Below are 20,644 nucleotides of genomic sequence, written 5' to 3'. Positions count from 1 at the left end.
TTTGTGTATAAGAGTCAGCTTAATAGCAGGCACTCAGGTTGTTAGTGTAGCTATACCTAGAAACCTAGATTTCAGTACTATCGAATAATTCCGAAGTAAGTTCTGTCTCGTTAGCTACATGCTTAAATAAACAGCGCCAACGCCAATTGTTGGTGCTGTTTTTACTTTCCCCTTACACTCTTTCCAAATATCGAATTTAGTATCAAATTTCTCTTTGTTATACAGGCAAGTCTCTCATTATGAAGAACTTCTTTGATAGCGAACTCATGCTCTCTAGCTCCTTGAATTTCGTTTTGCTATCGCTTGGGCTAACGCTCCTTTTTCATCTTCCGATTTGGTGTGGGTTCAACTTGAGCCGACGCAAATGGAAGCTTATGGATTATCTATGGCCGTTCTTGGCAGGTATCGGGATGCTGGGTGCAGTGTCTGAGATTCGTGCGAAAGTAGCGGGTGATTGGGTTGAAACAGAACAAACCAGAGCGGTGGCGATTTTAGAATCGGTTCAGCAGTTTTCTTTGGATAAGCTGCGAAGTGATACCTGCACCGGTCAACCATCTTTAGATAATCACGCTCAGCACCATGAAGCGTGTTTGTGGTATTTGAACACGGCAATCACGTTCAAAGATGTCGATTTCACCTTGTTACCCAACGCATCGGATTTTACGGTTCCTGCGCCGAGCGTGTCGCTGGTTGAAAGTGATGCTGTGTGGGTGAGTGGTATGCTGAGTCAGTATGAGAAGCAGAAAAACCAATACATAAAAACCAGAGAAGCGCAGGTGAAGCAGCCATTAGAAAGCCTCTTCTGGTATGTGAGTCCTTACTTAGTCTGTTTCGCTATTGCGTTGCGTTTGACGAAAGTGACTGCAGAGCTCAAATTAGATAAGTGCGCATAGTTTTCCTATACCCAGATAGAAAAGGTGAAGTAATGAATGTGAGTGAGTTTTCTCGGTTGGTGGGTTTGTCAGCCCACACGCTTCGCTACTATGAAAAAATCGGCTTGTTGAAAAATGTTCAGCGAAACAGTAGCGGGCATCGAGTCTATACATCGAAGGACGTCACTTGGATTGAGTTCGTGAAGCGGCTGAAAGACACCGCTATGCCACTGGATGAGATTTTAGAATACGCAAAGCTAAGGGAATTAGGGCCAGAATCTGTTTCGCAGCGCCAAGTGTTGCTGGAACAACATCAACAGAATTTGCGAGCCCATATTGAAGAACAGCAAAAGCATCTGGCTGCGCTAGAGCAAAAAATTAGTTTGTATCGAGATGGAAAAGTCCGTTGACTTAGAGTCGACTCTAACTTGTAAGGTGTTCCTGTGAACTATAAATACAGGAACAGACACATGAATCAATCACGTTTCGACATTGGCTTAGAAAGACTTAATCATATCGACGGAGAAGCAGGGCAACAGGTTATCGACAGCCTGCAAGACATCTGCCCCGATCTTGCCAAATATACAATCGAATATCCCTTTGGTGACATCTATTCACGCCCCGGTTTGGATTTGAAATCGCGAGAGATTGCGACCGTGGCAGCTCTCACTGCGCTCGGCAATTGTGCGCCTCAGCTTAAGGTGCATTTGAATGCGGCACTCAATGTTGGGTGCAGCGAGGAAGAGATTAAAGAAGTGATATTGCAGATGTCGGTGTATGCGGGATTCCCTTCGGCACTCAATGGCATGTTTGCTTTCAAGGAAGTGCTTGCTGAGAGAAACACAGTGTAAGAGAAACAAAAAATACATTCTAAAAAGGGAGCCTCAACTTTGCTAAGTTGCGCTCCCTTTTTATTTATTGGCTAAGTTTTCAAGGTCCTAAACCTGAGGGTTCTCGATTCTTTAAGGTGACATAGACAGCGCGAACGACAGCAAAATAGGCAAAGTCACCACGCTCAGGAAGTTGCCGAACAACACCATAGACGCGACTTTAGGCGGCTCGACATTGAACCTTTCTGCGAACAGGTAGTTCATCACGGCGGGTGGCAGCATGGTGAACAGCACCATCATCTGTAGGTGCAGTGTAGGCAGTGGAATAAAGAAGTAGATGATGGCAAAGGCGATGCCCCCTGTGAACAGCGATTGAGCCGTGCACAGTAAGCCTACTTTGAGTCCGCTTAGCTTCAAGTTCACCATTTGCGAACCCAGCGATAACAGCATGATAGGCACGGCTGCTTGGCCAAGTAACGATGTGGCTTCGTAGATTGGATTCCACACTGTAATGCCAGACAGGTTGAGCGTCATCGCTAATGCAGCCGCTAAAAATATTGGCATCTTGAGGATCTGTTTGATTGGGTTACCTTCGCTTAGGAGCGCCAAACCTACACTAATATGAACACACGCCGATACCACAAACAACAGTACTGCTGGGGCTAGTGCACTCTCACCAAAGGTATAGGTGAATAGAGGAATCGCAAGGTTACCGCTGTTACGAAACATGTGTGGCGGAGCCCAAGCTTTGAAATTGAGCTTAAAGATCTTACAGATTGGTATCATCAATAAAGCGGGCACTAACACCGCAACCAAAGAAGCGGTGATGAGTGGCAATTGCTCTGTGTCGAGAGGCATGGTGGTCAGCGAGGCAAACACCAAAGCAGGGATACAAACATCCATGTTGATGCGATTGATCGGTTTGAAATCGGGCTTGAGCCAACGACCCACAGCAAAGCCAGCACTGGCTAAAGCAAAAACGGGAAACAGAATGCTGACGACCTGTTCGAACATAGAATTCCTTTCTAGATTGGGTGCTTCCATTTAGCTGATAAACGAATGTTTTAGAGAGACGCTAAAGTGAAGTATGAAGTCGAAATGTATAAACATTAACCTATCAATATAATGACTTGGCGTCACCGAAGATCGTTGTCTGTGAACGGTTAATTTATATTTCTTTGAATGAAGTACAAAAAAGACCAGTGGCATCAGCAACTGGTCTTTAAAGGCTAGATAAATCTGGACGGATTTTTAATTAACGACGACTTGTCGCTGTCTAGCGATTGTTACTCGGTTTTAAGCCTAACTAACGAGCTTCTTGTAATCTTTGAAGTTCACATCGTAGGCCTTTTCGCCATAGATGTAAGTCTCGCTAACGGTTCTGTCGTCACCCAAACTCATCAGTACAAACAGCTTCTCTTCCAGTTTGGTGGCTTGTTCCATTCTAAAGCGCATCAGCTGAGTTGCGTGTAGATCCAACACCACGAAATCCGCTTCTTTTCCGACTTCCAAGTTACCAATCTTGTCTTCTAGATGCAGCGAGCGAGCACCGCCTAGTGTGGCCAAGAACAGCGATTTAGCTGGGTGGAGCTTCTTATGCTGTAACTGCATGATCTTGTACGCTTCACTCATGGTTTGCAGAATCGAGAAGCTGGTGCCTGCGCCAACATCAGTACCGACGCCGACACGAATGCCGTGTTCTTCCATCTCTGGTAATCGGAATAGGCCAGAGCCTAAGAATAAGTTCGAAGTTGGGCAAAAGGCGATGGCAGATTCAGTATCAGCAAGGCGTTTACATTCGCAATCTGATAGGTGAATACCATGAGCAAATACCGAACGTTTGTGAAGTAGTCCGTAATGGTCATAGACATCTAGGTAACTGTCACGCTCTGGGAACAGCGATTTCACCCACTCGATCTCTTTCTCGTTTTCAGAAAGGTGAGTGTGCATGTACACGTCTGGATATTCTTCTAGCAGTTTACCGACAGTAGCAAGTTGCTCTGGTGTACTGGTTGGCGCAAAACGAGGTGTCACCGCGTAAAGCAAACGGCTGCGGTTGTGCCATTTCTCAATCAGTTCCTTGGAGTCGGCATAGCCAGATTCTGGTGTGTCGGTGAGGTAGTCTGGCGCATTGCGATCCATTAATACCTTACCTGCAATCATGCGTAGGTTACGTTTCTCAGCTTCTTCGAAGAACACGTTAACCGACTCTTTGTGTACCGTGCCAAAAACCAGTGCAGTAGTGGTGCCGTTGCTTGCCAATTCGTCTAGGAATAGCTTCGCCACTTTGTGTGCGTAGACTGGGTTTTTAAAGCGTTTTTCTTCTGGGAAGGTGTAGTTCTCTAACCAATCTAGTAGCTGTTCACCGTAAGACGCGATCATCCCTGTTTGAGGGTAGTGGATGTGCGTATCAATAAAGCCAGAGGTGATCAGCTTGTCTTTGTATTCTTTTACTTCGAGTGTTTTAGGTTGGCGAGCTAATACCTCGTCGGCATGCCCGAGGTCGACTACATGGCCGTTCTCAACCACTAAAACACCGTCTTCAAAATAGTCGTAAGACTCATCGATACCGACGTCTTTTGGGTCGGCGACGCTGTGTAAAATGCTGGCGCGATAAGCTTTGCGTTGCGTTGTCATGTTTACTTCCTTTTAATGACTTCAGCGACGTTATGGCCACTGAAGCTTTGCGACTTGTGTTAGGCGATCTTCTCTTCCAATGGTGGTTCGCCTACGTCGCTTGGTTGACTGTGTTGATCGGTCAAATCCTGATTTCGATATTGTTTGGTTGGGCGCTTTTGTTCAAGTGCTTGGCCTTGATAGTGTGCGATCAGTTCACCCGCAACCGATACCGCAATTTCGGCAGGATGTTTGCCATTCACAGCACTAATGCCAATCGGGCAAATCATGGTTTCAATTTGCTCTTGGCTGTAGCCGCGTTGCTCTAAGCGGAAGTCGAACTTCTTGCGCTTAGTGAGCGAGCCGATCATGCCGAAGTAACGGCTATCTTCACGGTCGATAATGGCTTTGGTTAGGTCAAAATCGAGCTGGTGGTTGTGCGTCATCACTAGGTAATAGCTGTTCGGTGGCATGTGTTTTACTTCACCAACCGGATCGTCTGAAACAAGCTTTTTAACACCGTGTGGCAGCGTTTCAGGGAACACTTCTTCACGTTCATCAATCCAGGTCACACGGAAAGGCAGAGTCGCGACAATGTGCAGCAGCGCTTTGGCAACATGTCCTGCGCCAAACAGCACAAGGTGGTTCTGCTGAGTGCCAATCGGTTCAAAGCTTAGCGTTGCCATTCCGCCACAACACTGGCCTAAGCGAGCGCCTAGGTTGAAGCGTTCCACTTTGAGTGACTTTTCACTGGCAATCAGCATTTCACGCGCCATTTTAGTGGCCACATGTTCAAGGTGACCACCACCAATCGTAGCGATGATTCGGTCACGAGTGACAAGCATTTTGGTGCCCGCATCGCGTGGAACGGAACCTCTGTCTTCGAGCACCGTCACCATCACACACGGTTCGTAGTTCTCTTCCAGTTTTGCCAGTTCGTGAATCCAATTATCCTTAAACATATGTCCTCCTAAATCCCTTTTATGCTTCCCTAGCTGTTTATTACGCCCTAAGCCGTTTCTGATTGAGCATCGACCGAAGTCGGAGCCGTTTCAGTTACTTCCTGTATCGCCATCAGAATACGTTCTGGCGTTGCAGGTGTGTTGAGCTTGGGAATCGCGCCATCGGCAGCAACATAGCTAATCGCATCTTTCAGTGCGCTCCATACCGACATACCCAACATGAAAGGGGGTTCACCCACGGCTTTCGAATTGAAGACGGTGTCTTCTGGGTTGCTGCGGTTTTCCAAAAGGTGCGTTCTGAAATCAATTGGCATATCGGCAATCGCTGGGATCTTGTAGCTTGCCGGGCCATTGGTCATTAAGCGGCCTTGTTGGTTCCAAACCAACTCTTCCGTGGTTAACCAACCGACACCTTGCACAAAGCCACCTTCGACTTGGCCGATATCAATTGCAGGGTTCAGTGAAGCACCCACGTCATGCAGAATATCGACACGTAGAATCTTGTTTTCGCCGGTTAGAGTATCGACGATAACCTCTGAACAAGATGCGCCATACGCGTAGTAGTAGAACGGACGACCGCGCGCTTTCTCGTGATCGTAATAGATCTTCGGAGTGCGGTAGAAGCCAGTGCTCGACAGCGAAATTTGATTAAACCAAGCCAGTTCAACAAACGAGTTGAAGGTCATGATCTCGTCGCGGATCTGCACCATGCCGTTCTTAAACACCACCTCTTCAGGCCACACTTTGAAGTGTGAAGAAGCAAAGTCGATCAGGCGCTGCTTAATCGTTATTGCGGCGTTTTGCGCGGCCTTACCGTTGAGGTCGGCGCCCGATGAGGCTGCGGTTGGTGATGTGTTCGGAACTTTGTCTGTGTTTGTAGCGGTGATCTGGATACGTTCGACATCGACTTGGAACTCCTGTGCAACGATTTGTGCCACTTTGATGTTCAAGCCTTGCCCCATTTCCGTACCACCATGATTCAAATGAATACTGCCATCGGTGTAGATATGGATGAGCGCACCTGCTTGGTTCAAGAAAGTCGCAGTAAACGAGATGCCGAATTTCACTGGTGTGATCGCAAGGCCTTTCTTCAAGATAGGGCTCTGCTTGTTGAACTCAGCGATGTCTTTACGACGTGCGTGGTAGTCACTGCTGCGTTCAAGCTGTTCGGTTATCTCAGGTAAAAAGTTGTCTTCAACGGTTTGGTAGTAATGGGTCACGTTACGGCCTTCTTCGCCGTAGTAGTTCGCCTTACGTACTTCCAAAGGATCTTTTTTCAGGTAACGCGCAATCTCGTCCATGATGTGTTCAATCGTCATCATGCCTTGCGGGCCACCAAAACCACGGTAAGCGGTGTTCGATGCGGTATTGGTTTTGCATCGATGACCGACCACAGTTGCATCGCCTAGGTAATAAGCGTTGTCTGAGTGGAACATCGCACGGTCGACAATAGAGCTTGATAAGTCTGGTGAGTAGCCACAGTTACCTGCAACGGTAATGTCGGCACCTTGAATCACTCCATTGTCGTCAAAACCGACGGTGTATTGGTTGTAAAACGGGTGTCGTTTGCCGGTTTGCTGCATGTCTTCACTGCGCAGCAAACGCATTTTGGTTGGGCGACCGGTGAGGTGAGCAATAACCGCAGCCATACACGCTGGAGAGGCTGCTTGAGTCTCTTTACCACCGAAACCACCGCCCATACGACGCATATCAATCACGACTTTGTGCATTGGTACGCCAATCACTTCCGCAACCAGTTTTTGAACTTCGGTCGGGTTTTGAGTCGAGGTGTACACGATCATGCCGCCGTCTTCGGTTGGCATCACGCTACTGATTTGAGTTTCTAGGTAGAAGTGTTCTTGGCCGCCGATCTCTAGGTCACCAGAGATCACGTGTTTTGCTTTTGCCAGTGCGGCTTTCGAGTCACCACGTTGTTGAGTGTGGCTCTCTGTGACGAAGTGTTCTTTCTCTAGCGCTTCTTTTACATCAAGAATCGCAGGCAGTTCTTCATATTCAATGATTGCAGCGTGTGCGGCTTTACGTGCGGTTTCTAAATCGTTAGCTGCCACGGCAATCACAGGTTGACCGTAGTATTCTACTTTGCCATCGGCAAGCAGTGGGTCACCAGGAAGAATTGCACCAATATCCAGTTCACCCGGTACGTCTTTCGCTTGAATGGCAATTGCCACGCCTTCAAATTCGTAACACGGTGATAAATCTATCTTAGTGATGTTCGCGTGTGCTTGAGTGCTCAGGCGTGCGTATACGTGCAGCTGATTTGGGAACTCTAGGCGGTCGTCAATGTATACCGCTTCGCCCGTGACTTGCTTGGCTGCACTGTCGTGTTTAACGCTTTTACCTACGCCAGTTTTTAGGTCTTGTTTTGCAATGGTAACCATCTCTTCGTGGGTCATCGCATTGCTCTTGTGAACAGAGGAATTTGATTTAGACATAAGACGTTACCCTTGTTTCGATTTGGTTGTTTTTGTTCTGTTGTTCAATGAAGTAGCGACGCAGCATGTTGGCCGCCGACAATGAACGGTATTCTTGGCTTGCACGGAAATCAGATAGCGGCTCAAAATCGTTATACAGTTCCTGCATCGCTAACTTAATATTAGCGTCTGTCCACGGTTTGCCTAATAACGTATTTTCACATCGCGCCGCGCGCTTAGGTGTTGCAGCCATACCGCCAAAGGCGATACGAGCGTAAGAAACCTTGCCGTCTTCGATTTGAATATCAAACGCACCACACACTGCAGAGATGTCATCATCTAAACGCTTAGACAGCTTGTAAGCTCGGAAGCTATCGTTAGTTGGTTTAGGAATGATGATCTGTTCAATGAACTCACTCTCTTTCTGCGCCGTCACTTTGTAGCTGATGAAGTAATCTTCAATCGGCATGGTGCGTGACTCATCGCCGCAACGAAGTTTGATCTTCGCGTTAAGGGCAATCAGCAGAGGAGGAGTGTCACCGATAGGCGAGGCATTCGCCACGTTACCGCCGATGGTGCCTTGGTTACGTACTTGCAGTGAAGCAAAGCGATGCAACAGTTCACCAAAATCTGGGTAGTGTTTTTTCAGTAGCGCGTAAGAATCGCTGATCGGCAGGTTAGCGCCAACGATTAAATCGGTGTCGGTCTCTTTACATACCTTCATGTCTTCAACAAGGTTTACGCTGATCAGCGTTTCAATCTCACGATGGAATTGCGTCACTTCCAGTGCTAAATCCGTACCGCCAGCAACCAGCTTAGCGTTCGGGTGGGCTTGAAAAAGCTTGGCCAGCTCATCAGTGCTTTTCGGGGAAAAAGCGGTGAGGTGACCAAGGCGTAAGTTGGCCTCGGTGTCTTGAATACTTTCTAGCTTCTTGATGGTGTTGCGTTCGAGCTCAGCGAACTGGTCGATCAAAGGTTGGTCTGTTGAAAGCGACATCGCTGCATCAACAATTGGTCGGTAGCCCGTACAGCGACATAGGTTACCCGCCAGTGATTCCATGACGTCTTCTTTGCTCGCATCGGGTTTGTTTTTGCCTAGTGCAAACATCGACATGATGAAGCCCGGCGTGCAGTAACCACACTGTGAACCGTGAAAATCAACCACCGCTTTCTGCACTGGGTGCAAAGAGCGATCTCGATTTTGCAGATCTTCTACCGTGATCAGTTGTTTGCCATGCAGCGCTGAAACGAACGTCAGGCAAGAGTTCACCGAGCGGTATTGCAGTTGTCCATCAACCACTTCACCGAGAACTACCGTACATGCACCGCAGTCACCGGACCCACAACCTTCTTTTGTACCGGTTTTATTAACCTTGGTACGAAGGTAGTTGAGCACTGTCATGTTAGGTGACAGATTGTCTTCACGTCTTATTTCCTGATTGAGCAAAAAAGTAATCAAGAGACCTCCTTGTATATCGACATATTTCCATGTGTATTCTTTTTGACTTCTAGGTCAATAATTATCCATCCTGACCCTGCGGTCAACTATTTATTTACAAAAATGCAACAATGAAGTGTCATATTGAATTGTATACAATTTATTTCATTGTCTATTTGTTTGTTTTATAAAGAGTTGACGGTCTTTTAGTAAGTTTAATGGTGTGAATGTGTTTTTATCTATGTATACAAAAATTGTAGGAGTTTAAGGAGGTGAGCGCATCGGTGTTATTCAGTTCTATAGCCTCATTCAGGCAAGTAATAACAAGGCGAGCAGGGGAAGTAGTGGTGATTTTCTAACGATGGAGGAGGGGTTTACGCATAAAAAAGAGAAGTAAACGCTGAGGCTTACTTCTCTTCTGTTTTGTTAATAAAAAGTTGTTAACAAAAGATTTGGCTATCTAGTTAGCAGAACTATGATTTGCTCTTGAGCAGATCAGAGAACACCACATGCAGGTCGCTCGAAGCTGTGTTGCTGTCTAGGTTGAGCTTGGAGCGAATGTGGCTTAAATGCTCTCGCATTAGGTCAACGGCTTGCTCTTCATCGCCAGACTCTATCGCATCAAGCAATCCTTCATGCTCATCGAGAGAGCAATTTGAGTGGCTGCCCGTTTCGTACTGGGCAATAAGCAGAGAGGTTTGCGATACCAAGCTGCGTTGGAAAGCCAGCAGTGGCGCGTTCTCAGCCATTTCAGCCAGTTTGATGTGAAACTCACCAGATAAACGTAAGCCAGAACCATAGTCACCTTGGTCAAAGGCGCAGTTCTCTTTCGCGACCAGTTTTCTACACTCGTCGATTTGGGCTTTGGTTGCGTTCTTAACCGCTAGCTCAGTGATAGCAATTTCCATCACTTCACGTGCTTTAAATATCTGCTTGGCTTCGTCTACTGTTGGGGCTGCAATCACAGCACCTCGGTTAGGACGGATCACCACAACTTGTTCTAAGGAGAGGCGCAGCAAGGCACGGCGGATAATAGTACGGCTAACGCCAAAGATTTCTGCTAGTGCTTCTTCGCTTAATTTGGTGGCTGGTGGCAGCCTTTGTTCTAGTATCGCGTCGAAGATATGGCAGTAAACAACATCGTCTTGAGTCTGGCCTGTTACTTTCGTTTTTACACCTTTGGAGACAGAGTTTTTGAGAACTGTCATAGAGATAAGGACCCTTGTTTAGTCGAGTTGGGTTGGTCGAGAATAATTCATGAGTATTACTCTATATTGTATACATTTATCTATACAATGCCACTGGATGAAAGTGCGATGCACGCTTATTTGTTAATGACTTGTAATATTTAGTTTGCAGGGAACTGTGTGCAAACTAGAGCTTTAAGTCATTAGCCCTAAAGCTAGACGCGATTATCTCCGCAGCTGTACGCCACGATCTGGCTGATTTCGCTCAGGCTACGACCTGATTGTTGCTGCCATTCGTTGAAAGCCTTACTTGCCGCGACTTGTGCTCGCTTGGTGTTACGGCCGCTATCCACCACATCGGTACTGCGTAGGTGTGCTTCAACATCTGATGACAAGATGAAGGTGTCTTTGCCCATTTGGCGCAGAGTGTAGGCACCAGTATTACCACCTAATCGCTTGCCGTGTTTTTTCAGATAATCCCAAAGTTCAGTGATACGTTCTGATGGCCAGTCGGCAACCATTTGTGAGAAGGAATCCGCCTCACGCTTGGCATTATGAATCATGGTGGCATTGGCAGGGATAGTCATCACCTTAGTAAGGTGACGAATAATGCGCGGGTCTTGTGCTTTCTGCTCCCACATCTCGTTCGGCAGCATCAGCATTTTTTCGATGTCGAATTCAAAGAACACTTCTTCGAATTGCGGCCATTTCTTTCTCACCACATTCCACGAAATACCACACTGGAATACCTTTTCGGTAAAGGCGGCTAGCCAACGGTCGTCGGTGATTTGCGATAACTCGGCTTGGGAAAGGGGCGCACGAACAATCTTTTCGAGCTCGGTAGCTCCGCCTTTACGGTGAGCCGCACGTTGATAAATAGTGTCGAATTTTTCTTGGGTCATTGGAGGTTCCAAACTAAAGCGATTCTTTATGATATGGGGACTAATTTCTATATGAAAAGGAGCTTAAGCCATTGTCTTCAAATCAAATGAAAGCCAATTAAGAGAGTTTTAATTCCATTTGATACAAGGGCCATGTTTTGCCATTGAACTCTTTCACGCTCGGCTCTTTGTCGACCACCTCAAAGCCCGCTTTGTCGTAGCAGCGTTTTGCGCCGTGGTTTTGCTTGAATACGGCCAAGGTGATGGTGGTGACATCAGGGATTTTTTTCGCAGCGTCTAATGCACTTTCTATCATGGATTGCCCAAGCCCTTTGCCTCGTTGGTTTGGGTGAATCGCAACTCGGCAAAAGCGAAGTTCATTGTCTGACATGCGTTGAAATTCCATAAAGCCAAGCAAGTCCCTGGCGTTTGAGTTTGCGTTTGAATCGGCGTTCGGTTCAGAGTGTGACTTAGATGCAGAAAAGGTATAGAGCTCGACATGTGGCTCTTGAGATCTCTCGATGATGGAGGCTGCTTCTAATGGCCAACCAAATGTTCGCCCGCCCCATAGAACGTAGTCTTCTAGGGATGTAAACCAAGTGACGATCTCTTCAGCGTCGGATGCTTTAAAGCGGTTTATTTCCATATCCTTCCCTCTCACTTATCGCGTGTCTCTTTTTTAATCCGTTAAACTTCTGCGCCCAACTGTTCTAGAAAACCGCGCATGTAGTCGGTGCGCTTGTTGGCTTCTAACTTGGCGGATTCTGTATTCATGGTTTCAGCGAGCTTAAACAGCTTCACGTAGAAATGGTCGACGCTGTAATGCTTGTCATCTAAGTCACGTTGCTTCGCGAACGGATCTTGATGGTTATAGAGTTCAGCGTTAAAGCTTTGGCCGACGTACAGGCAGCGAGCAATGCCAATCGCACCGAGAGAATCTAGGCGATCGGCATCTTGGACTATTTGAGCTTCCAAAGTTTCTGGTGTGATGTTGGCGCTGTAGCTGTGCGTGACAATCGCATGATGGATCTCGTCGAGATAAGACGCGGGATACTCGATAGATTTGAGGAAAGAGATCGCCTTGTCTGCCGCCATTTGTGAGCTTTGGGCTCGGTCTGGGTGGTTCTTGGGAAAGGTGAAACAATCATGAAGGTAAGCGGCAGGCAGAACGACCTCAAGCTTAGCTTGTTCTTGAGTACATAAAGCCTTAGCAGCTTTGACGACGCGCTTGATGTGGCTGATATCATGCGCCGCATCTTGTGTCATTTGTTGTTGTGCAAAATCAAGCAGTTGGCTTTCAATTTTTTCAATCACGCGTCCCTTTCTCCCTTTCTAGACGTTATCAATGTTGCTTGTCAGTTAGCATCAGTTTCACATCGACTGTAACAGTTTCTAGCGCGATTTTTTATCTTTTATAAAAGGAATACCCACAAAAAAACCGACTCAGTGAGTCGGCTTAATATTGGTCTTAAATTGCTGTGATGGGCTTTTAAGCGGCGGCCTGTTGCAGCTGCGCCAATACATGATGCAGTGACGGGCTGATCGTGTGACCAAGCGCTTTAACTTCTTCGCAAGGTTCAACCAAATCTGGAATTTGGAAGCTGATCATGTTCGCTGCCATTGATGCACGAATACCGTTGTTTGAGTCCTCAAACGCTAGGCAGGTTTCAGGTGCGACACCTAAGCGTTCTGCCGCCAGTAAGTAGATCTCTGGGTGAGGCTTGCCGTGAGTCACTTCGCAGCCTGTGCTTAACGAGGTGAAGTACGAATCTAGGCCAGCCAGCTCAAGCTTCTTCTTTGCGATATCAAGCTGAGTGGAGGTCGCCACCGCGATTGGAATGTCGTTTGATTTTAGCCATTCAAGCAGCTCAATCACGCCATCTTTTACTGGGATTGCTTGGTTTTTAACAATTGCACTGTAGCGCGTGCGCCATTCATTATTCAGCGCTGGGTAGTCTAACCCTTCACCGTAACCATTTCGAAAAATCTGTTCGATGGTTTTTGCGTTACAACCAATGATGCCTAGGTAGACATCTTGTAAAAACGGAACACCTTGCGCGTGACATGCTTCTTCAAAAACCTGCATACAAAGTCGCTCAGTGTCGAGCAGCAGTCCATCCATATCAAAAATAGCAGCTTGAAAATTCATATACGTGGTTCTTTCTGTGTTGTCGTCGTGAGGGCAGGTATTTTGACATAGTGTCTAGTGATAGGCGAGTCAGCGTTCAGTAAGAATGTATCCAATCGGCTCGGCAATATGCTTCTGAATGACTTTAAGTGTGATTGATTGTAGTTGGAATAATATCGTTAAGTTATGAGCCTGATATTGTATAGGCCATCCAGATCTAACAGAAACAATTATGATTATTCCACATAACAAATCTAGCTTGTGCGTCTGGCTTCTTATTACATTTCATAAACTTACGGGCGTGTTAGCGTGACCATAATCTTATAAAAAACAATTACCGGGAGCCTGCAATCATAGTGTGACCAAGCAATAAGTAAATGGCTGAACTTAGGGAGAAAATAACATTAGTCCACATTTTTAGCAGGGTTGCTTATGTTGTATTTTGAGTTTCTATTTTTATTAGTCGTCCTTTATATCGGGTCTCGGTATGGCGGTATTGGCTTAGGTGTTGTTTCGGGTATTGGTTTGGTTATCGAGGTGTTTGTCTTCAAGATGCCACCAACGTCTCCACCTGTCACCGTAATGCTGATCATCCTCGCCGTTGTTACTTGTGCCTCGATTCTCGAAGCGGCAGGTGGTTTGAAATACATGCTGCAAGTGGCGGAAAGGGTGCTAAGAAAGAACCCGAAACGCGTTACCCTGATAGCTCCGTTCGTGACTTACTCGATGACTTTCCTATTGGGTACTGGCCACGCGGTTTACTCCATCATGCCAATCATCGGCGATGTCGCACTGAAGAACGGGATTCGTCCTGAGCGCCCAATGGCAGCGGCGTCTGTCGCGTCTCAACTGGCCATTACGGCATCACCAATTTCAGCGGCTGTGGTGTACTACCTCGCACAACTTTCAGATATTCAACACTCTATTACTCTGCTTTCTATTTTGATGGTGACGGTGCCTGCAACGCTGTTTGGTACGTTTTTGCTTTCTTTGTACAGCCTGAAACGCGGTAAAGAGCTGAACGATGATCCTGAATACCAAGCTCGTCTAAAAGATCCTGAGTGGAAAAAACGTATCGAAAGCACCACTGCGACGTCTTTGGATGAAGTGCTGCCAACTTCGGCTCGTAATGCGGTATTGATTTTCCTACTTTCAATTGTCGTGATTGTTATCGTGGCGATGGTGCCTGAGATCAGAACCATCGTAGACGGCGACAAGCCAATCAAGATGTCGGTGATCATCCAAATGATGATGCTCTGCTTCGGTGGTATCATCTTGTTAGCGACCAAAACTGACCCGCGAGATGTGCCAAACGGCGTGGTATTCAAATCGGGTATGGTGGCGGCGATTGCTATCTTCGGTATCGCTTGGATGTCGGATACTTACTTCCAATACGCAATGCCTCAGTTTAAATCTGGCATCGTGGAAATGGTGACCAACTACCCATGGACGTTCGCACTAGCGCTATTCATCGTATCGGTTGTGGTGAACTCTCAAGCAGCAACTGCTCGTATGATGCTACCGGTTGGCCTTGGCTTAGGATTAGACCCCGCACTGCTTATCGGCTTGATGCCAGCGGTTTACGGCTACTTCTTCATCCCTAACTACCCATCAGACATTGCAACGGTGAACTTCGATGTGTCTGGCACCACCAAGATTGGTAAGTGGTATTTCAACCACTCATTCATGTCGGTTGGTTTAATCGGTGTAGTAGGCGCATGTTGCTTGGGCTACGCACTAGCACAGATTTTTATCGCTTAATCTTACTTTTTGTCGCTTAATTAAGCGATAACGAGATAAGAAACGAAAACAGCGCCTATTGAGGCGCTGTTTTTGTTTGTTCTGATTGGATGCTTTGATGCGAATCTAAACCAATATTAACGTGGCTCAAACGCCAAAGACTGAATCGCTTCTTCGATAGTCAGGAAGTGGATTTTCATCAGGCACACTTCTGCCTTCTGGAACTCGTGATTTCGAATCAGTTTAGTCACGCTTTCAACCGAATACTGCTCGGCTCGTTTAGTTAAACCCAGTTGGTTTGAGTTTGATTGAAGCGAGTAGCTGTCGCCCTCTGAATCGATGAGGTAATCATCTTCGCCCAAGATCATATCTGAGCATTCTGCTTGAAAATCTTGTTCGGACGCGACGTAAATAAGCTCATCGTCACCGTCGAGTTTTACCAAAGATGGCCAACTGATCATTACTGCCTCTAAATCATGCATATTGAAGTGTGTGTCTGGACTATAAACGCTTTCGAAGCTTTGGTCATGTGCTGTCCTAAGCGCTATTTACTCAAAGATCGCCCTAATGGTACGAAGTAACCTTGCAGCGCTTGGTATATCTCTTTGCGATGCGCCATATCTGGATACACGGGGTACATATCAGGCTTGGTTGTGCCATTGACCAGATAAGCGTTCTTGATATCGGAACACGATTCAATCACCGACTCAAAGGCACGCGCCATCATCTCTGTGGGTAGTGAGAAGTAACGGGCAGACATCGCCTTGTCGGCAATAACACTGCGAGCCACGTAATCGTGTTTGTCCAAGTTATTGTCGCTAAGCAAAGTGGCGTCAAACAGAGACATCAAACTCTCGTTTAATGGATGAGGTCTTACTTTTCTATCGTGCAACCAACAGTCGCTGGCGAACAAGATTTGCTTTCTTGGGCCAGAGGTATCGCCGATTTCGAACGCTTTCTCTGCGATATAGTGGTCAAACGCATGCCAAAACTCGTGTGCGAGCGCGCCAGCTCCAGCATTCTTGGCGAGGGCTAATTCTCTCTGGTTTGGTGCGTAGTGTGCTTGTACGCCTTTTCTGCCACCACTGCCAAACGCTAGGCCTAATGTACCGCGTAGGCCAACTGCCTCTGGTGGCAGAGCCAAGATGTAAGCCAAGTCTGCTAACGAGTCGAATATCAGATTTGCAGCCAACTCTTTTTCTTCTTTCGTCACCCAAGCACCCACACGAATGCTGCCCATACCGAAGGTCTGTTTGATGTCCATAAAAGACACCTGATCGCCATGTCGGTAGTCTGGGCCTTCGCGCGTTTTGTATTTAAAGTGAGTTAACTTCAAAAGGGTCCTTGGAAACAGACGTAAGAATGAATGAGATGCTCAGCGAGATGCACTTGTATGAGGTGCATCTTTTTGAGTTAAAGGACGTTAGCACTTTTGATAGCAAATTACCGAACAAAATTAGTCTAGATTGAGTTCGAACGCTTCCCATGAGGTTGGGTTACCTTCACGAGTGAGTGGAAAGAGTGGCTGTTGTGGTTTTGCATAGCTTAATCGGTGCAGTCTTTGGGTTACGTGGTAGCTATCAAGCCCCGATACCGTGACTAAATCCAAAACTTCTAAATCAAGGTAGCCATCCGGCATCACGGCGCGTTTGGGTGCGTGAATCGTTATAACCTCACCGATCAACATTTGTGTTTGATTGCTTTCGATAGTGATCTGTTCTTTGAACGCTAACCCTATCTTTAAACTGCTTTCCAAGACGAAGGGAGCAGGAAATGTGTCGTCATAATAGGCCGTTAAACCGACCGCGTTGAATTCTGAGATTGGTTTAGGGTAGCGAGCTGAGGTTTGATGGGCCTTTTTAACAAAGTCAGCACCAATGCTGTTAACGGTGAAGTACTTCGTTTCTAGAATGTTTTCTAGCGTATGACGGCGGCTTTTATCTGGGCGAACAATAAAACCAAGCAGCGCGGGATCAGACCCTAGATGAATGACAGAGCTTACTATCGCAAGATTTTCAAACCCCTGCTTATCACAAGTACCAATTAAGTTGGCACTTTTAAATCCAGACAAAGAATTAACCAAACGAATGCGGTGGCGCTGGTCCATTGTTTGGATATCTTGTTTAGAAAGGGTCATGTCTTTCATATCTTCTCTTCTTCTCATTTATTGTTATCTTCGAGCATGCTCACTAACGGACTTATATGTACGAAGAATCCGCTTTTATCGATCAAAGAGCGCTTAGTTTGGCCGTGGGCAGTTTGTCTCTTTTATCTCTGCTACAGCACAATGAACGAGATCCTTTGCATAGATTTACGCGCGTTGACGTCCCTTTACATCACAGGAGCTAAAGTAATGATGTCGTCTTTATGAGTGTTAAAAAATGAAAACAGTCCGCAATATCATTTGGGCAATGATTGCCACAATGTCAGCCTTTTGGTTTGCGATGGAACCGCAATTATTCGCTTCAAGCGATGTCTTTGAATGGCGCTCAGCCATGATTCAGTACTCAGGTATTTTGTCTCTGATGTTAATGTCCATCACAATGATCTTGGCGATGCGTTTGCCTATGGTTGAGAATTGGCTGAAAGGTATGGATAAAGCATATCGAGTCCATAAATGGCTCGGTATCGGTGGTGTTGCACTGGGTGTGACACACTGGTTGTGGTACCAAATTCCTAAGTCATTGGTGGTGTCTGGCGTGTTAGATAAGCCTGCTCGACACGATGGTTCAGGGCCGCAAGCTGTTTTGACTGTATGGGAGTTATGGGTCAATGAATTGCGCGGTATTGCTCAGAGTATTGGCGAATGGGGCTTCTACTTATTACTCATTTTACTTGTGGCGTCACTATGGGCGGCAGTGAAGTACAAACCGTTTAAACTGTCGCACCGTCTGATGTCGGTTGCGTACCTGTTTATCGCTTTTCACTCAGTAATACTGCTTAAACGAGCGTATTGGGGAGAGCCTATTTATTATCTAACTGTGGCATTTGCTTTGGTTGGGTCTATCGCAGCGATTTACAGTTTATTGGGCTTAGTTGGGCGTAGTAATCGTCACTCAGCGACCATTACCTCGACTCGATATTTTCCACAAGCTGAGGTGATGGAGCTTGTGTTAAAACCTGATGCATCTTGGCATGGTCATAACGCTGGGCAGTTTGCATACTTGCGTTTCGGTAATGAAGACCCGCATCCGTTTACCATTGTTTCTGGCAGTCAAGATTCAGAGCTACGCTTTTTGATCAAAGAGCTGGGTGATTTTACTAATGGCCTTTATGAACGAGTGAAAGCGGGCGATGCGGTTACGGTTGAAGGACCCTATGGTCGACTTGATTTTGACCTAAGCAAGCCACAAATTTGGATCGCTGGTGGCGTCGGGATTGCGTCGTTTTTTGCAACACTTGAAGCGCTCAAAACAGAACGAGATCATCCTCGTATTGAGTTGTTTTATTGTACTCGCGGTGTTGATAAGCAATTAATCGATGAGTTGTGGCACCTTGCACACGCGGTTGGTGTGAAGTTGACCGTGATAGACACCTTACATTCACCTCGACTGAATGCCGGAAGAATTGTCAATCAATGTGGCGACCTCAACGAATACGAGATGTATTTCTGCGGGCCGGAGTTGTTCTCTACATCATTGAAAAAAGAATTAGACACCTATCAATTTGATATTGAAAAGCACTACCACGAAGAGCTGTTTGTGATGCGCTAAAGCCAACTATTGGGGCTGTGACTGTTAAGTTCGTTAATCGGCACAGTACAAAAAGGCGCAAAGTCACTCAATTTGTTATTGCAGCGGTTTGCTATTGAGCGATACCATATAAGGCTGTTTCTTTGGTAAAGATGTAATTATGTCAGATGAAAAACTCGCACTCGAATGGATGCGCCAACAAGCTCATAAAGTTGACCCATACGTTATCGATCCATCGTTTGATGAATGCGTTGAGTTGCTTGATCCTGCCTTCAAGAAAGGCAAGAGTGTTGCTCAACTCAAGTATCTGTTATCAGAAGCAGATCGCCGAGCGGGCGCGGCAGAGCGTAAGCATGCAGCCTTAAAGTATGCCAAAGAAAAAAGCCCAAATGCTGGTCAGATTCTGCGTCTGCAAAGCAAACTTCAACAAGTCCAGTTGGCGTTGAAATTGGCGACTGGCGACAACAACATGACTATCTCTCAGTTCTGTTCAGAGTATGACGTGACCAAGCGTGACGGCAATACGGCATGGAATGAAAAGTTGGTGGAGCAGGGTAAGAGAAAGTAGCGATCTCTATTTCTATTTTTTTATTTAGTCGTTTTTAAATCATGCTCGCACAGCCGTTAACTCGGTATCTTGAACCCCAATCATTGATATGCATTGCCGTGGTTTGAGCGCGGCGTATTGTCTCAACGATGCCCTCATTATTTCGGTGACGCACTCATGAACCTCTCCCAGATTGACCTGAATCTTCTTTTCGTTCTTAAGCATTTACTCGAAGAAAAACATGTCTCTAATACCGCAATGTCTCTGAACATGAGCCAGTCTTCGGTAAGTCGTACGCTACAAAAAATGCGTACATTCTTTGATGATGAGCTGCTGGTACGTAAGAAGTATGGCTATGAGCTGACCCCAAAAGCAGAGTCGATTAAAGACGATATCAACACCGTTATTACTAACCTGGAAAAGTTGGTTCATAAGCAGTCGTTCGACCCAAGCAAGGTTGATAGTACTGTGAAATTTTATGGCTTACTGCCTCAAATTAATACCTTAATGCCTAAGGTGATCGCTAAGATCCGCAAAGAAGCGCCGAACATGATCGTGAGTTTAGATTCTGCGCCCAAGCGTCACTTTGAAGCTTTAGTGGCGGGTGATGTACACTTTGCCTTATCTTCGCATCAGCCGCCTTCTGCTGAGCAAAACATCTATCGTATGACAGTGGCGAAGCGTACGTTCCGTTTGTTGATGAGCCGAGAGCACCCATTGGCGAATGAAACTCTGACCCCACAAAAGCTGGCGGAATATGATTTTGGTCAAGTCTCACTACAAGGTGAGAAAAAGCTCTCTTTCGAACACAAGTACCAAGAACTCGGTTTAGCCAATAAAAAGCAGCGCCTATCTGCACCTGTGCAGTTGAGCAACTTCAGCTCTGCACCAAGTATTGCTGCTGAAACCGACATCATCTTTCATCTTCCAACGCCTTTCGCAGAAGCGGCGTGTCATGATCCCCGTCTGATCACCAGAGAAGTCCCAGAAGAACTCCACTTGAGTTTTCAGGAAGTTTATTTGTACTGGCACAAGCGATTTCATGATGACCCGATGTGTGAATGGGTACGTGAAATCTTCAAAGACCTCTATGTAGGCAAAGATACCTACTCCTAAAGGCTTTTGTTCTTAAAAGATACGTACTCTTAAAAGAGAGTGACTTCTAGTTAAGTAAGCACCGAAGTCTGAGTGATTTGAGAGCCGTTATTCGCTACATCATCAGTTTCATATCAAGCATAAGGTGAAGGTAACTATCCGTCTGGCGGATAGCGATATTCTATTTTGGCGATAGCATTATGCTTGAAGCGAATGATTTACGC

20 protein-coding genes are annotated in these 20,644 nt (G+C 46.3%); 7 read left to right on the top strand and 13 right to left on the bottom strand.

Annotated elements, in window-relative coordinates; translation table 11 throughout:
- The first annotated feature begins 374 nt into the window (after positions 1-374).
- The 3 genes from AB4484_RS10895 to AB4484_RS10885 are packed head-to-tail and all read left to right on the top strand — an operon-like array spanning position 375 to position 1,723.
- A complete protein-coding gene (locus AB4484_RS10895; RefSeq protein ID WP_048611803.1) occupies positions 375-893 on the top strand; it encodes a hypothetical protein in 519 nt (172 codons plus the stop codon).
- Positions 894-925: 32 nt separating this feature from the next.
- Positions 926-1,282, top strand: a complete 357-nt coding sequence (locus tag AB4484_RS10890) for a MerR family transcriptional regulator (RefSeq protein WP_122082335.1) — start codon at positions 926-928, stop codon at positions 1,280-1,282.
- A 60-nt stretch (positions 1,283-1,342) separates the two neighbouring features.
- Complete coding sequence (locus AB4484_RS10885) at positions 1,343-1,723, top strand: carboxymuconolactone decarboxylase family protein (RefSeq protein ID WP_048611799.1); 381 nt, start codon at positions 1,343-1,345, stop codon at positions 1,721-1,723.
- Between the two features lie 111 nt (positions 1,724-1,834).
- Here AB4484_RS10885 and AB4484_RS10880 read toward each other — a convergent pair whose 3' ends face one another.
- The 10 genes from AB4484_RS10880 to AB4484_RS10835 form a co-directional block, all read right to left on the bottom strand.
- The gene (locus AB4484_RS10880; protein ID WP_372078055.1) at positions 1,835-2,716 is read right to left on the bottom strand and encodes an AEC family transporter; all 882 of its coding nucleotides are present in this window, start codon (positions 2,714-2,716) and stop codon (positions 1,835-1,837) included.
- A 288-nt stretch (positions 2,717-3,004) separates the two neighbouring features.
- Complete coding sequence (guaD, locus tag AB4484_RS10875; protein ID WP_050620127.1) at positions 3,005-4,339, bottom strand: guanine deaminase; 1,335 nt, start codon at positions 4,337-4,339, stop codon at positions 3,005-3,007.
- 59 nt (positions 4,340-4,398) lie between these two features.
- A complete protein-coding gene (xdhC, locus tag AB4484_RS10870; protein ID WP_017630713.1) occupies positions 4,399-5,280 on the bottom strand; it encodes a xanthine dehydrogenase accessory protein XdhC in 882 nt (293 codons plus the stop codon).
- Positions 5,281-5,327: 47 nt separating this feature from the next.
- Positions 5,328-7,733, bottom strand: coding sequence for a xanthine dehydrogenase molybdopterin binding subunit (gene xdhB / locus AB4484_RS10865; RefSeq protein WP_372078052.1), 2,406 nt, complete (start codon positions 7,731-7,733; stop codon positions 5,328-5,330).
- Positions 7,726-9,171, bottom strand: a complete 1,446-nt coding sequence (gene xdhA / locus AB4484_RS10860; protein WP_372078050.1) for a xanthine dehydrogenase small subunit — start codon at positions 9,169-9,171, stop codon at positions 7,726-7,728. The genes xdhB and xdhA overlap by 8 nt, the downstream gene beginning before the upstream one ends.
- 452 nt (positions 9,172-9,623) lie before the next feature.
- Positions 9,624-10,358 (bottom strand): GntR family transcriptional regulator, encoded by a 735-nt coding sequence (locus tag AB4484_RS10855; protein ID WP_048611788.1) that lies wholly within the window; start codon positions 10,356-10,358, stop codon positions 9,624-9,626.
- A 194-nt stretch (positions 10,359-10,552) separates the two neighbouring features.
- On the bottom strand, positions 10,553-11,239 hold the full coding sequence (locus AB4484_RS10850) for a DNA-3-methyladenine glycosylase I (RefSeq protein WP_372078047.1): 687 nt from the start codon (positions 11,237-11,239) through the stop codon (positions 10,553-10,555).
- 97 nt (positions 11,240-11,336) lie between these two features.
- Entirely contained in the window at positions 11,337-11,864 is a 528-nt protein-coding gene (locus tag AB4484_RS10845) for a GNAT family N-acetyltransferase (protein WP_372078045.1), read from the bottom strand.
- 41 nt (positions 11,865-11,905) lie between these two features.
- Positions 11,906-12,532, bottom strand: a complete 627-nt coding sequence (locus tag AB4484_RS10840; RefSeq protein WP_372078043.1) for an HD domain-containing protein — start codon at positions 12,530-12,532, stop codon at positions 11,906-11,908.
- Positions 12,533-12,707: 175 nt separating this feature from the next.
- Entirely contained in the window at positions 12,708-13,367 is a 660-nt protein-coding gene (locus AB4484_RS10835) for an HAD family phosphatase (RefSeq protein WP_010432777.1), read from the bottom strand.
- Positions 13,368-13,778: 411 nt separating this feature from the next.
- Between AB4484_RS10835 and AB4484_RS10830 the strand changes: the two genes are divergently transcribed.
- Positions 13,779-15,107, top strand: a complete 1,329-nt coding sequence (locus AB4484_RS10830; RefSeq protein ID WP_010432780.1) for an anaerobic C4-dicarboxylate transporter — start codon at positions 13,779-13,781, stop codon at positions 15,105-15,107.
- 116 nt (positions 15,108-15,223) lie between these two features.
- Here AB4484_RS10830 and AB4484_RS10825 read toward each other — a convergent pair whose 3' ends face one another.
- The 3 genes from AB4484_RS10825 to AB4484_RS10815 form a co-directional block, all read right to left on the bottom strand.
- Positions 15,224-15,547, bottom strand: a complete 324-nt coding sequence (locus AB4484_RS10825) for a DUF4144 domain-containing protein (protein ID WP_050645882.1) — start codon at positions 15,545-15,547, stop codon at positions 15,224-15,226.
- Between the two features lie 83 nt (positions 15,548-15,630).
- On the bottom strand, positions 15,631-16,422 hold the full coding sequence (locus AB4484_RS10820) for a CLCA_X family protein (protein ID WP_372078040.1): 792 nt from the start codon (positions 16,420-16,422) through the stop codon (positions 15,631-15,633).
- 120 nt (positions 16,423-16,542) lie between these two features.
- A complete protein-coding gene (locus tag AB4484_RS10815; RefSeq protein WP_372078038.1) occupies positions 16,543-17,232 on the bottom strand; it encodes a flavin reductase family protein in 690 nt (229 codons plus the stop codon).
- A 235-nt stretch (positions 17,233-17,467) separates the two neighbouring features.
- On the opposite strand from AB4484_RS10815, the gene AB4484_RS10810 reads away from it, so the two are divergent.
- From AB4484_RS10810 to AB4484_RS10800, 3 genes are all read left to right on the top strand, one after another.
- A complete protein-coding gene (locus AB4484_RS10810) occupies positions 17,468-18,799 on the top strand; it encodes a ferric reductase-like transmembrane domain-containing protein (RefSeq protein ID WP_372078036.1) in 1,332 nt (443 codons plus the stop codon).
- 139 nt (positions 18,800-18,938) lie between these two features.
- A complete protein-coding gene (locus AB4484_RS10805; RefSeq protein ID WP_017061620.1) occupies positions 18,939-19,346 on the top strand; it encodes a hypothetical protein in 408 nt (135 codons plus the stop codon).
- Positions 19,347-19,502: 156 nt separating this feature from the next.
- Entirely contained in the window at positions 19,503-20,441 is a 939-nt protein-coding gene (locus tag AB4484_RS10800) for a LysR family transcriptional regulator (RefSeq protein ID WP_061033037.1), read from the top strand.
- The last annotated feature ends 203 nt before the right edge of the window (positions 20,442-20,644 follow it).

This window comes from Vibrio sp. 10N.261.46.A3, from assembly GCF_041472995.1.
Taxonomy (GTDB): Bacteria; Pseudomonadota; Gammaproteobacteria; order Enterobacterales; family Vibrionaceae; genus Vibrio; species Vibrio coralliirubri.
This window is presented reverse-complemented; position numbering and strand designations above follow the sequence as displayed.